11 protein-coding genes are annotated in these 12,698 nt (G+C 50.1%); 3 read left to right on the top strand and 8 right to left on the bottom strand.

All coding sequences use genetic code 11. The features are described from left to right. Positions 1-71 precede the first annotated feature (71 nt). The gene (locus ACZF99_RS12550) at positions 72-812 is read left to right on the top strand and encodes an EcsC family protein (protein ID WP_483612256.1); all 741 of its coding nucleotides are present in this window, start codon (positions 72-74) and stop codon (positions 810-812) included. Between the two features lie 6 nt (positions 813-818). Here ACZF99_RS12550 and ACZF99_RS12545 read toward each other — a convergent pair whose 3' ends face one another. Further along, a complete protein-coding gene (locus ACZF99_RS12545) occupies positions 819-1,223 on the bottom strand; it encodes a hypothetical protein (protein ID WP_483612254.1) in 405 nt (134 codons plus the stop codon). A 165-nt stretch (positions 1,224-1,388) separates the two neighbouring features. Then, the gene (gene ppsA / locus ACZF99_RS12540) at positions 1,389-3,986 is read right to left on the bottom strand and encodes a phosphoenolpyruvate synthase (protein WP_483612252.1); all 2,598 of its coding nucleotides are present in this window, start codon (positions 3,984-3,986) and stop codon (positions 1,389-1,391) included. 156 nt (positions 3,987-4,142) lie between these two features. On the opposite strand from ppsA, the gene ACZF99_RS12535 reads away from it, so the two are divergent. Further along, positions 4,143-4,313 carry a hypothetical protein gene (locus ACZF99_RS12535; RefSeq protein WP_483612250.1) on the top strand — a complete coding sequence of 57 codons (171 nt, stop codon included), beginning with the start codon at positions 4,143-4,145 and terminating at the stop codon, positions 4,311-4,313. Positions 4,314-4,358: 45 nt separating this feature from the next. On the opposite strand, the gene ACZF99_RS12530 is transcribed toward ACZF99_RS12535, so the two are convergent. Next, positions 4,359-6,053, bottom strand: a complete 1,695-nt coding sequence (locus ACZF99_RS12530) for a M3 family oligoendopeptidase (RefSeq protein ID WP_483612248.1) — start codon at positions 6,051-6,053, stop codon at positions 4,359-4,361. A gap of 214 nt (positions 6,054-6,267) precedes the next feature. Here ACZF99_RS12530 and ACZF99_RS12525 point away from each other — a divergent pair, with 214 nt between their 5' ends. After that, entirely contained in the window at positions 6,268-7,239 is a 972-nt protein-coding gene (locus tag ACZF99_RS12525) for a helix-turn-helix transcriptional regulator (RefSeq protein ID WP_483612246.1), read from the top strand. A gap of 3 nt (positions 7,240-7,242) precedes the next feature. On the opposite strand, the gene ACZF99_RS12520 is transcribed toward ACZF99_RS12525, so the two are convergent. From ACZF99_RS12520 to ACZF99_RS12500, 5 genes are all read right to left on the bottom strand, one after another. After that, on the bottom strand, positions 7,243-7,770 hold the full coding sequence (locus tag ACZF99_RS12520; RefSeq protein WP_483612244.1) for a hypothetical protein: 528 nt from the start codon (positions 7,768-7,770) through the stop codon (positions 7,243-7,245). A 183-nt stretch (positions 7,771-7,953) separates the two neighbouring features. Next, positions 7,954-9,669: an ABC transporter ATP-binding protein gene (locus ACZF99_RS12515; protein ID WP_483612242.1), complete on the bottom strand. Its 1,716-nt coding sequence runs from the start codon at positions 9,667-9,669 to the stop codon at positions 7,954-7,956. Between the two features lie 46 nt (positions 9,670-9,715). Next, positions 9,716-10,747 carry an ABC transporter substrate-binding protein gene (locus ACZF99_RS12510; protein WP_483612240.1) on the bottom strand — a complete coding sequence of 344 codons (1,032 nt, stop codon included), beginning with the start codon at positions 10,745-10,747 and terminating at the stop codon, positions 9,716-9,718. A 16-nt stretch (positions 10,748-10,763) separates the two neighbouring features. Further along, the gene (locus ACZF99_RS12505; RefSeq protein ID WP_483612238.1) at positions 10,764-11,525 is read right to left on the bottom strand and encodes an ABC transporter ATP-binding protein; all 762 of its coding nucleotides are present in this window, start codon (positions 11,523-11,525) and stop codon (positions 10,764-10,766) included. 3 nt (positions 11,526-11,528) lie between these two features. Then, a complete protein-coding gene (locus ACZF99_RS12500; protein WP_483612236.1) occupies positions 11,529-12,578 on the bottom strand; it encodes a FecCD family ABC transporter permease in 1,050 nt (349 codons plus the stop codon). Positions 12,579-12,698: the final 120 nt, after the last annotated feature.

Raw genomic sequence — 12,698 nt, 5'->3', positions numbered from 1 at the left:
CCCCGGTCTGTTCCGAATCACGGAGAACTTCGTTAAAATAATGGCTAAGTGTTTGGGAGGTGCGATTGATCATGAACTATGAACATAAAGTACAAAGAGAAATTGCCGACTGGGAACAAAAAATGTTCAAACCGCCGGGATGGCTGGAGAAAACTTCAAAAACCATCGGCAATCGCATAAACCAATTCATTCCCCCGAAGGTGCACAGCATCATGACGACCACCATACGATCAATTGTGCGTACGGCGTTATTCGGCGCGGAATATACCCCTAGCCGCTCGGTTCAGTTCACTCCGGAACTGGAGTCTGCCGATCAAGAAGCGAAAGAGCTATTTGCCCTGTATCAAAAAATCGCGGTTGCCGAAGGTGCCGGAACCGGAGCTGGCGGCATCATACTTGGCATGGTAGACTTTCCTGCGTTAATTGCGATCAAGATGAAATTTTTATTCGAGTTGGCGCATGTTTATGGCTATGACACCAAACACTTTTCCGAGCGTGTATTCATTCTCAAGGTATTTCAAATGACGTTTTCGGGGCCGGAAAACCGTGCCAGATTGCTCCATTCCATCAAGCATTGGCATATAGAACAGGAACAATGGCGCTCCGACGCCGAATACTCCCAGACTATGGACTGGGAGACCTTTCAGATCGAGTATCGCGACGCTATCGACTTCCGAAAAATGCTGCAGATGTTGCCCGGGATCGGCGCTTTCGCAGGCGCATGGGCGAATTACACCATTCTCGAGGAGCTGCGCGAATTCGCCATGAACGCTTACCGCCTGCGCAGATTGCACGATGACTTCCGTGCGTGAATGCATTTATTGACGGGATTCCAGCTGTTCAATACGTTCTAAAGCTTCATCCAGGTCATTGTCGTACATTTTCATGTGACCTTCTATCTTGCGAAAGTTGCTTCTCGTTTCCCTGCGAAATGTGTGCAGCTCATCGGACACGGCATTCAGCTTTTCATTTTGCGCCTCTACTTTGCCGTACAGTTTATGTACATCCATCACCAACGCTTCCAGCTTTGCATCGGTTTCTTCTTGCCGGTCACGCATCGCGAGACTGATTTGATAAAGTTCTTTTTGTCCTACCTCAAGAGCTTTTTGCCCCGCTTCTAGAGCCGTTTGCCGAACTTCAAGGGCCTGTTGTCCTTTTTGAAGAGCTTTTTGTCCCTCCTCAAGAGCTTCGAGCTTCTGGAGGATCAAGTCCAGTTTATCCATCTATCCCGTCTCCCTCTAACTTTCTCTTCTATTAGTATATCACAACTAAACCGTTACGGGAGGGATTTCAATCCATCTCTGCATTGATCCTCCTCACCATTCTGGGCCTATTAGACTCCGTTGAGAGCAACATGATACTCGATACATTCGTGATGCTACCCCCCATTACAAGAGTTCAATATACCCCTCCGTTCCATTCACGCGAATGCGTTGTCCGTCTTTGATCCGTTGGGTCGCATTCTCCACGCCGACGACAGCCGGCAAGCCATACTCCCGCGCGATCACGGCTCCGTGGGTCATCCGCCCGCCAACTTCGGTGACTAAGCCTTGAATGCTTACAAATAAAGGGGTCCAGCTGGGATCGGTAAAGGCGGTGACTAAGATATCCCCCTTCTCCAGCTCCGCCCCTTCCATGGTTAAGAGGACGCGGGCCCGCCCTTCGACAACCCCGGAAGAAACCGGCAGGCCTGCAATCGCTTCGGAGGGGAGTTGATCTCGGTCGTACGCCCCCGTAATGATTTCGCCATCCGACGTGATCACGCGCGGCGGAGTTAACTTTTCATACCATTTGTAGCCGTCCTTTCGTTTGGCGATGATCCGGCCATCCAGCCGCTTTGTGCGTACGGCTTTGTGAAACTCCTCAAAAGTAAGATAGTAGACATCTTCTCTTTCCTGAATCACACCCGATTGTACGAGCCGGTCGGCTTCTTTCAGCAAAGCTTGCTTGTAAATGAAGAAGCGGCTGATATAAGCATATTTGGGGTACTCCCTATATCCGATGAAATTCCGAATGAGATCGATCTGCCGTTTGGTTTCTTTCGCCTTTTGTTCGCCGTCCGGCAATGCTTTCAAACGCGCCAATAACTCCTGTTCTTTGGCCCAAGCTTCCTGCCGCCCTTGTTCGAATTTTCGGCTGCTGGCCTGAGGCTCCAAGTTTTTGATGTTGCTCAGAATCATCGGGACAAGCGCAATAGGTTTTTCGCTCCACCTGGTTCGTGTAATATCGATTTCTCCGGTACACCGCATTCCGTATTTGCCGAGAAAATCGTTGATCGCGTCGCGCGCTTCCTGACCGCCCTTCAACTTCACCAGTTCCTCCCAAAAGAGATCCTCTTTGGCGTGTTGCAAATACGCAATGACTTCCGGATAAGGACGAATCACATCCGCAACATCCAGCAGCGCCAATCCCATTTCGGAAGTAATATTGCCCGGCACGGACTGAGAAAGCGGATCTGCCGCGTTTTTTTCGCCCAACCAATTGTACATGTTTTCGTTAATCCATGCGGAAGCGTCCATCGCAGACATAAACACGGCCGTACTTTTCGGATCGAATAAAATCTTCTTTAATTCGTGCTGGATGTCCTCCTGGATAAAATCAAACAAATCCGCTCCCGATTTCGCTTGGATGTTTTGTTTCAACGCTTCGATCGAGGCTTGAGTTCGCTTCATTAAATCGGATACGACGGAAGGATCGTTCTCCAGTTGTACAGGCATAGCCGAACTGCTTGTATCGGGCACCGGCGCCGCGGGATCTTGGGGGGACAATTTGATAAAATCTCGCTCGATTAAGGTTTCAAGTGCGCCTTTGATGAGCGGATCGGATCCCAGGGTGTTTAATAAAGCTTGCCGGCCGGCCGAAGTTGTCAGCCTAGGCGCAATATCAACAAACAACCTCCCGCCGGCATGACGCATAGGTGCTGGAGTAATGAACAGGTAAAAAGACAATCCCAATGGTTTGATGGGATCCGTCATCATTTGCTGGTGTCCAACGGAGATATAAACGTGCTTGTTTTGGTCGCTCACTTCGGGGATCGGGTATAAAGTCGTGATGGGACGGCTTTGAACCACATAGAAGATGCCGTCAGCCAAACCCCATTCGATGTCTTGCGGCTGGCCGAAATGAGCTTCGATCCGTCTGCCGATGGCCGCCAACTGCAAAATTTGCTCGTCCGCTAGGGCTTGCGTCCTTTGCCGATCGGGATCGATCGGCTTTGCCTCGGTTCCTCCTTCTTTTCGCCCATAGATCGCCGATGCTTTGGCCGCGATTCGCTTCTCGACGATTTCCCCTTCGCACACTTGATAACCATCGGCGGATACCCAGCCGGACACCAGCGCTTCCCCAAGTCCGTAACCGGCATCGATGGATTGCACCTTTCGATTTCCGGTCATCGGATCGGCGGTAAATAAAACGCCGGAAACCTGGGGGAAAACCATTCTTTGAACGATCACGGATAAATAAACCTGCCGGTGGTCGAAAGCGTTTTGCATTCGGTAGATGATCGCGCGATCCGTAAAGAGGGATGCCCAACATTTGCGGATATGCTGCAAAATGGCATCGACGCCGATGATATTTAAATAGGTGTCCTGTTGTCCGGCAAAAGAGGCATTCGGCAAATCTTCCGCCGTCGCGCTGGAACGCACCGCATAAGCCTGTTCTTTGCCGAACCGGGAGAGATGGTGAACCACCGCTTTCACAACATCGGAAGGAATTTCCGTATCCATCAGGGTTTGCCGAATCTTCCCGCCGAGCTCGCGGATTGGATCCCGGTCTTCGGTTTTTAGCTTGGTTAGTTGCCCCAGCAAAGCATGGTACGTTCCGTTGGGTTCGATGGCTCTTTGATAGGCTGCCGTTGTCAAGCAAAATCCTTCAGGTACTTGGATGCCTTGGATTTTTGATAGTTCCCCCAAATTCAACCCTTTTCCGCCAACACGCGGAAGCATCGTTTTATCCAGATCCTGAAACTCAAGAACCAAAGAACTCATTTTCGCATCTCTCCTCAATTTTGATTGAAGATTCATTTGACAGGTACGCCCTTGGGGGTCAGCGCCATCTATAGGATCGCGTTCCGCCGGTTGCATATTTCTTCCCGATATGGCGCCCTGAACCCGACATCCCACATAGGAGGTACAAGGTAAGCGATGGCATCCAGCAGAAACCACCAAGGCGCGCACGGTATCGGTCAAATCGAGAAGCAACTGAACCATCAAATGGAAGCGGCTGCCGAAATCCAGGGCGAAGCCGGCATCGATCAGCGCGTCAAACAGAACGCCAAACGTTCGGCCAAAACATCCGAAGCAGAGACCCCATAAGTCTCTGCTTCTTTTCTCCCGCAGCTTTGCCGCAAGCTTCCTAGTTTATAGGGCTTGGTCGTTCACTCCGTCAAGCCAAGCTTCAATGCTTCCGATGACCGAAGTGACACAGCCGTCTTCGAACGGCGAAATCAAGCCGGCCGTCTTTACCAGCTCCGTGAAGGAACGGCTGCCTCCCTGCCGGCACAAGCGCAAGTAATCGGCCCAAGCCGCTTCGCGGTCCTCGTGCATCTTCTTCCAGAACTGAAACGCGCAGATTTGCGCCAGGGTATAATCGATATAGTAAAACGGGGAATTAAAGATATGGCTCTGTTTGTGCCAAAAACCGCCCCTTTCCAAATAGGCGTTATCCGCATAGTTTCGATAAGGCACATATTTGCGCTCGATCTCCCGCCAAGCTTGTTTACGCTCCGCCGGCAAAGCCTCCGGATGCTCATAAACGAAATGCTGGAAATCGTCGACCGCCACCCCGTAAGGAATGAAGACGAGGGCGCTGGACAGATGATCAAACCGATATTTATCGGCTTCTTCTTGAAAGAACAAGTCCATCCAGGGCCAGGTGAAAAATTCCATGCTCATGGAATGGATTTCACAGGCTTCAAGCGTCGGGAAATGGTACTCCGGCACCTCGAAGTTCCGACTCTCATAGACCTGAAAAGCATGCCCGGCTTCATGCGTCAGCACATCGATATCGCCGGACGTTCCGTTAAAATTCGAGAAAATGAACGGCGCCTTGTAATCGCTAATATAGGTACAGTATCCCCCGCTCCGTTTGCCTTGTTTGGCCACAAGATCCATCAGTTTATTTTCCGTCATATAAGTAAAAAACTCATCCGTTTCCGGGGACAGCTCCGCGTACATCTTCGCCCCGTTCTTCACGATCCACTCGGGATCGCCCTTCGGCGCCGCATTCCCCGACTTGAAGGCAAAGCTCTCATCGTAATACAACAGACGGTCCACACCGATCCGGTTCTTTTGCCGTTCCTTCAGTTTCGTGGCGACGGGCACAAGATGCTCCAGCACCTGGTTCCGGAAATTCGCCACCCGATCGGCATCGTAATCCGTCCGTGACAACCGCGCGTACCCGAGTTCCACGAAGTTGCGGAAGCCAAGCCGCTTGGCAATTTTCGTTCTGACCTGGACCAGTTCATCGTAAATACGATCCAGGTCGTCCTCATGCTCGGCCAAAAAACCGTACGCCGCTTCGGCCGCGCGCTTGCGAACCTCCCGATCCGTCGATTGCTGGAACGGAATCAGCTGGGATAAATTGCGTTCCTCGCCGTCAAACGGGATTTTGGCCGATGCAATCAGCTTAGCGTATTCGGTCGTCAGTTTGTTCTCCCGCTGCAAATCCTCGATCACCTCGGGGCTGAACGTTTTCAACGAAAGCTCGGCGAGCCGGAACAGCTGACTTCCCCACTTTTGTTCCAGCTCCGCGCGAAATTTCGAGCCGACCAACGCTCGGTAGTAGTCCGTGATGTACTCCTGCACGACCGGGCCGTTCTCATCGAAAAAATCCTGCTCCGCTTTATAGAAAGCGTCGTTGGTATCGATCGTGTGCCGGATACCGGCAATCTCCTGCATCGTGTCGAAGCCGCTCCGCAGCCGGTTGATCTCCCGCATAATCCGGTCCTGTTCCTCATATGTATCCGCCGCTTCAAATGCGCTCAGAAGTTCCTTGAACGCTTGCCGGAACGCTTGGACATTCGGGCGTTCATAGCGGTATTCGTTAAATTTCATGGCATGCATCTGCCCCTTTCGCGAGAAATGGTATAAATCGGTCTACGAAAAAGATATGAACATTATACTAATCCTTTTTTTGGAAGGCAAACCGGCTCCGATGAACGATGCGGGAATAAAATAGTTCCTCTCATTTCCGCAAGTAAAATCAAGCAAAGCCATTCCCAATATTCTATAGTGGCTATAGAATGGTTGAAACGAGGTGAATGGACGAATGTACGAGTGGCACAAGCAAATCCAAATCATCGTTGATGAAATTGACGAGTGTATTCAACATCGTAACGGTGAAGCGATATCGCTTCGGTTTCTTTCCCGCAAGTTAGGTTATTCCGAATTTCATACGACGAGAAAATTCAAAGAAATATCGGGCATGCCATTTAGGGATTATCTGCGGCATAGAAAATTGGCCTTTGCCCTAAAAGAGGTTCGCGATAGTGACAAAAGTCTGTTGGATATCGCGTTTGAATATGGTTTTTCATCGCATGAAGCTTTTACGCGAGCTTTCAAGGGAACCTATGGTGTAACTCCAAGTGAATATCGAAAACAGCCTAAGCCTGTCGCCCTTCGTACAAAAATCACCCCTTTCGACCGTTACTTTTTCGGATTGGGAGAGATTGGGATGATCAAATCTACAGATGGGGTTAACGTTTATTTTGTAACCATTCCCGCGCACAAATTTTTGCATATCAAAAACGGTGAGAGTAATGGGTATTGGGATTTTTGGCAAAAGCAAAGCCTTATTCCCGGTCAGGACTGCGAAACCATAAGCGGCCTGCTCGATAGCATCAAGGGTAAATTGGATGACGATGGCGGGAGCGTAACGAACAGCGGCAGCGGTCAGATTATGGCATACATCATTGATCCGGACGGCAGACTCTGCGGTTGGGGGATTCCACGTACAGAGTGTTATGGTGTACGACTTCCTTTGGATTATCAAGGCGAAATCCCCCCACAAATGCTTTTGACTGATATTCCCGAAGCCGATTATCTTGTCTTTGAACACGGGCCGTTCGATTATGAGCAAGAAAATCGCAGTGTGGAGGAAAAGCTGGAACAAGCAATGGCAACTTTTGATTTTGCAGGCACCGGTTACTGCCTGGATACTTCCCCCGGCAGAATCATTTACATGTATCATGATCCGGAGCGGTTTTTTAAGTATATCAGACCGGTGCGGAAGTCATCATGAGGCTTATCCCGTCTTTTGGGTCGGCTTCAAGTAGCCGTCGACATTCGCTTTCATCGAGGAGATCGTCGTTTTCCGATATTGCAGCGCAAGCCGAAGCACTTTGAGCTGCTGCGTACGGGATAATTGTTTGAACCGAGGCTCTTGCTTCATAAATTTGCGAATGATCGACCAGCTGTTCGCCGAAGTCCTTCCCCGCTGGATCTGCGGTACTTCGTAAGGCAGGTTTGGTTTTCGCAAACGGTGTACCCACGAATTGAGGCGGGCCGAAGCCCTGCTTTCATCCACGAGGCAAGGGGCAACCGCCTTTTTCGTATGCTTTCTTAAAAATTCATAATGGTGACTTCCGCTGAGAATGACATACCCTCCATCCTTTCGGCTTTTGCGGACAATCATCAGATGCATGCAATCCTGCGCGGCTTTCCGAAGGTCTTTGATTCGCTGCGTAAGTTGAACGGAGATTCCGGGTCTAAGCTTGTTAAGAGGGATATATTGCACCGTAAATCGCATGGAGCCCACCCCTTTCAGATTCACTTAGTGATATGTATATGCCCCACTCTCCTGGATTGCGTCCTTCGTAAAGGGATTTCGTCATGTAAAAGAAACCAAGACCCGCGATGTCGCGGCCGTCTTGGTTTTCTTTGTCCCCAATATATAACTAATTCAATCATGCCACTATCTATTGCCCGCCCCGCGTTATCTGTTTTCCTCCCGCCTTTAAGTGCCAAATTGCGCCCGGTGCAAGCGGCTGTAAATGCCGCCTGCGGCCACCAGCTCCTGGTGCCGGCCCTGTTCGGCGATGCCTTGATCGGTGACGACCACAATGCGGTCCGCCTCCTTGATCGTTGCCAGCCGATGCGCAATGACCAACGTCGTCCGCCCCTGCGACAATTCCATAAGCGACTGCTGAATCGCCAGCTCCGTCTCGGTGTCGAGCGCCGAAGTCGCTTCGTCGAGGATCAGGATCGGCGGATTTTTCAGGAACATGCGGGCGATCGCCAGACGCTGCTTCTGGCCGCCGGACAACTTCACGCCTCGCTCGCCGATGACGGTCTCCATTCCATTCTCTAGGTTGCGAATGAATTCGTCCAATTGTGCCCGCCGGGCGGCTTCCCATACTTCGTCTTCGCTAGCCCCGAGCTTGCCATACAGAATATTATCGCGGATCGTCCCCGAAAACAGGAATACATCCTGCTGCACGATGCCGATCTGGCTGCGCAGCGATTCCTGCGTCACCCGGCGGATATCCACGCCGTCGACGAGAATCGCCCCGCTCTCCACCTCGTAGAAACGCGGCAGAAGGCTGCAAAGCGTGGTTTTCCCCGCGCCGGACGGACCGACGAAAGCAACCGTTTCGCCTTTGCGGATACGAAGACTCACCCGATCGAGCACCTTTTTCTGCCCCTCGTATCCAAAGGATACGCCTTGGAAACGGATTTCTCGCTCAAACGGTTTCATCTCCACGGCATCCGGCGCATCTTCCACATCCGGATCCGTATCCAACAGTTCCGTATAACGTTTGAATCCCGCAAACCCTTGCGGATAACTTTCCACGATCGCATTGATCTTCTCGATCGGACGGAAGAACACGTTGGTCAACAGCAGGAAGCTGACAAACTCTCCGTAAGAAAGTCGGCCCCGAATGACGAACCAAGTGCCGCATACCATGACAAACACCGTAACAAACCGCATCATCACGTAGCTGATCGAACCGTTTCGGGCAATCAGCTTGTAGGAGGCGAGCTTCGTCAGGCGGAAACGTCCATTGTTGACGGCAAACTGCGCTTCCTCATGCGCTTCGTTGGAGAACGCCTTAACGACCCGAATGCCCCCCACGCTGTCCTCGATCCGGGCGTTAAAATCACCGATATCGCGAAACAACTGGTGAATCGCCTTTGTCATTTTTTGATTGAAATGAACAACCACCCACAAAATCGCCGGTACGATGATGAAGGTCAGCAGCGCCAACTGCCAATTGATCGACAGCATCAGCGCGAAAGAGCCGGCGAGCGTCATCACGGCAATAAATAAATCCTCCGGTCCATGGTGCGCCATCTCGCCGATCATATTCATGTCGTTCGTCAGACGGCCGATCAGGTGGCCGGTTTTGGTGTTGTCGAAGAAACGAAACGACAGCTTTTGAATATGCGTGAACAGCTTGCGACGCATGTCCGTCTCGATGTTGATGCCAAGCATATGACCCCAGTAATTGACGATGTACGTCAGTATCGCGCTCACCGCATATAATGCGACAAGGCCAAGCGATGCCCCAACGATCAGGTTCCACTTGCTGCCCGGCAGCAGATCGTCGATGAACACGTTAATGGCGATCGGAAACGCAAGCTCCAATAAGCCGGCAATCATGGCGCAGCCGAAGTCGAGCAGAAACAACCGCTTGTAGGGCCGATAATAAGCAAAAAATCTTCGAATCAACGGATTTCGCAACTCCCTCCCGGTTCAAGTAGCCCTCAATTGCCTTCTATTTGAACAGATCCGGATACATTTCTTGGGCCAACACTTCCATTCCGTCAATCGTATTGTAGCCGTATCCGAACATATAGTTGTAGTCGACCGCATAAATTTGCTTGTTTTTGATCGCTTTCATGCTGGATAATTTGGGGTTGGCATAAAGCGCTTCCTTAAGCTTATTCGCATTAGAGCCGTCGGAGGTGTCCCAATTCGGAATGATCAATACGTCCGGATCTGCCCCAATCAGCGTTTCGACACTTACCTCTCCGGCTTCGTCTTTGAAAATATTGTCCAGCTTCACCATTTTGAAGGCATCGTTAAAGAAGGTTTCTTGGTGAGCGGCATAAACGTTCACTTCGTTGGGATCGCTTATATGTAAATAGGCGAACGTTTTTCCCTCAGTAATGACAGCTAGTTTCGAGCTAATGGCGGCTTGTCTCTCTTTTAACTCTTTTATGAAAAGATCCGCCTTATCTTGTACGCTAAAAATCTCGCCCAAATTTTCGATATCCCGATAGATCGAGTCGTACGTTCCCCCGGATACCGAAGACTCAAGGACATAGGTTTTAATGCCCATGTCGTTCAGTGTATCGACCGTTCCCACTCCCCAGTCGGCGTTATCGAATAATCCGCCCCGGCCATAGACCAGGTCCGGGTTCGTTCCCAAAGTAACCTCTTTTCCGACATATTCATCGCTCAAAATATTCAATTTGGAGTATTCAGCTTCCACCGCTTTATCCGGCGCGCCGAAGTTTGCCCCAACTCCGACAATTTTGTCGGCTAGTCCTAAATGCAATAACAGTTCTGCCGCCGGTCTGGTATTGGCCATGATCCGTTCGGGCGCTTTATCGAACACTTGCTCTTTCTTCTCCCACACGGTGCCGCCTTCCGCTTTCGTATAGTTTTGGATCGTTAATGGATAATGACTTTCCGCTAGGGCTTGAGTTTGCTCTTCCGCCGAGCCGCTATTCGCTGCCCCTCCGCAAGCCGTTAAGGTCAACATGAACGTTAAGGCGATGCCTAGCCATACCTTCTTTTTCACAACCTCTTCTCCCCTTCTATATTCCATATGCGAAGCCTAACCCGTTTGTAACCGGATTAATATAAGTCTGGCATTTGATTTGATAGAGCGACTCGATGGTTTCCGGCGTCAGAACTTGATCCGGCGTGCCGTGCGCATACACTTCGCCATTTTTGATCGCATAAAGATAATCGCAATAATGCGCGGCCATTTCCAAATCGTGAAGAGCTGCCAACACGCCAACCTTCAACTCCTTCACGCAAGATAAAATTTCCAGCTGATAGCGAATATCCAAGTGATTCGTAGGTTCGTCCAATATCATGAACTTGGGCTGCTGCGCAATGGTTCTCGCAAGAATCACCCGCTGTTTTTCGCCGCCGGACAACGATAAATAACTGCGGTCCCGGTAATCCAGCAAATTCGTTCTCCTTAACGCTTCCTCGACGATCGCATAATCTTCTTGTTTATCCGTCTCCAGCATCTTTTTGTGCGGCGTTCGGCCCAACATCACCATTTGTTGCACCGTCAAATCAAAATTCATTTCATTAAATTGGCTCACCACCCCTAATCGCTGCGAAACTTTTTTTTCGGAGGTTTTCAAGACATCCAATTCATCCAGAAAAACGGTACCTTTCTGTGGCACTAAGCTTTTATAGATACTTTTTAACAAAGTTGATTTACCGCATCCATTGGGGCCGATGAGTCCCACGAATTGTTGATTTTTCACCCGAATCGAAACGTTTTTGACGATTTCTTTTTTGCCGATCTTGATCTCTATTTCTTTCGCGGTCAATTCCATGGTTTACCCTCCGAAATTGTAGCCTTTTTTCACGATCATGTAGATAAATAATGGCGAACCAATCACAGAAGTAATGATCCCGATAGGTAATTCGACGTTATGAATCAGCGTCCTGGATAAAATGTCCGACCAGATCAGAAACAATCCTCCCAGCAGCAGCGTTCCCGGCATTAATCGCTTATGTTCCGCACCAAATACACCTCTGGATATATGCGGGATGATGAGGCCCACAAAACCGATCATTCCGGCATAAGCTACCATGGTTCCGGTAATAAGCGCGGTAATGATCATATAAAATTTGCGAAAGGCGCTTAAGTTGATTCCGAGGGTAATGGCGGATTCATCGCCTAACAGCATGGTGTTAAGCACCCGGTGTTGAAAGAGAAACAGGGCGCTGCCAAGCAACACGATAACCGCCAGCACCGGCGCTTTCTCCCAACTGGATGAAGCCAAACTGCCCATGGACCAAAAAGTAACGGTCTTAATGCCCTCCGCATTGTTGGCAAAATAGATGATCAGGCTCGAAAACGAGCCGCACAAAGCGCCGATGACAACCCCGGATAAAACGAGCTTCACCGATGTAGCCTTTCCGCCGATACTGGAGAGAACAAGCACGGCGAACGAAGTGATCATTGCGCCGACAAAGGCGCCAAAAGCTACGCCGAACTGGGACAATAAAGCGCCGCTTCCAAACCCGACCAAAATGGCAAAAGTGGCCCCTAGCGAAGCACCTGAAGAAATGCCGAGGATGTAGGGATCAGCGAGCGGATTTTGTACAACGGCCTGCATGACGGCACCGCACAACGAAAGCCCCATGCCGATGAGGAGAGCGAAAATGACGCGAGGCATCCTGACTTGCAAAATAATATTCAAGTAGGATTCGCTTTCAACCTGATCCAGCGATCCCCATTGGCCGTTTGTCAATGCATGAATCATGATTTGCATGGCTTGTTTGAACGGAATATGCACTTGCCCGATCGAAACGGAATATACGGCAGATAGCAGAATCAGTCCGATCAAAAATAGGATCATGAGGTAATAGAGGTTCCCCATTTTTTTATTGGCGTCTGTCGTATTCAGAAATTCACCCCCTTTTCCCTAATTGATAATGATATTCATTATCAATTAGGGAGTCAACCCAAATTATTTATACGCCTCTAGTCACAACGTGAA

The organism is Paenibacillus sp. JL3B1040 (assembly GCF_057063165.1).
The sequence above is the reverse complement of the archived record's forward strand: the minus strand, read 5'-3'. Positions and strand labels throughout refer to the sequence as shown.

Coding starts and splice junctions, on each gene's coding strand:
- ACZF99_RS12550 (WP_483612256.1), top strand. CDS start 72: ATGAACTATGAACATAAAGTACAAAGAGAAATTGCCGACTGGGAACAA.
- ACZF99_RS12545 (WP_483612254.1), bottom strand. CDS start 1,223: ATGGATAAACTGGACTTGATCCTCCAGAAGCTCGAAGCTCTTGAGGAG.
- ppsA (WP_483612252.1), bottom strand. CDS start 3,986: ATGAGTTCTTTGGTTCTTGAGTTTCAGGATCTGGATAAAACGATGCTT.
- ACZF99_RS12535 (WP_483612250.1), top strand. CDS start 4,143: ATGGCATCCAGCAGAAACCACCAAGGCGCGCACGGTATCGGTCAAATC.
- ACZF99_RS12530 (WP_483612248.1), bottom strand. CDS start 6,053: ATGAAATTTAACGAATACCGCTATGAACGCCCGAATGTCCAAGCGTTC.
- ACZF99_RS12525 (WP_483612246.1), top strand. CDS start 6,268: ATGTACGAGTGGCACAAGCAAATCCAAATCATCGTTGATGAAATTGAC.
- ACZF99_RS12505 (WP_483612238.1), bottom strand. CDS start 11,525: ATGGAATTGACCGCGAAAGAAATAGAGATCAAGATCGGCAAAAAAGAA.
- ACZF99_RS12500 (WP_483612236.1), bottom strand. CDS start 12,578: ATGGGGAACCTCTATTACCTCATGATCCTATTTTTGATCGGACTGATT.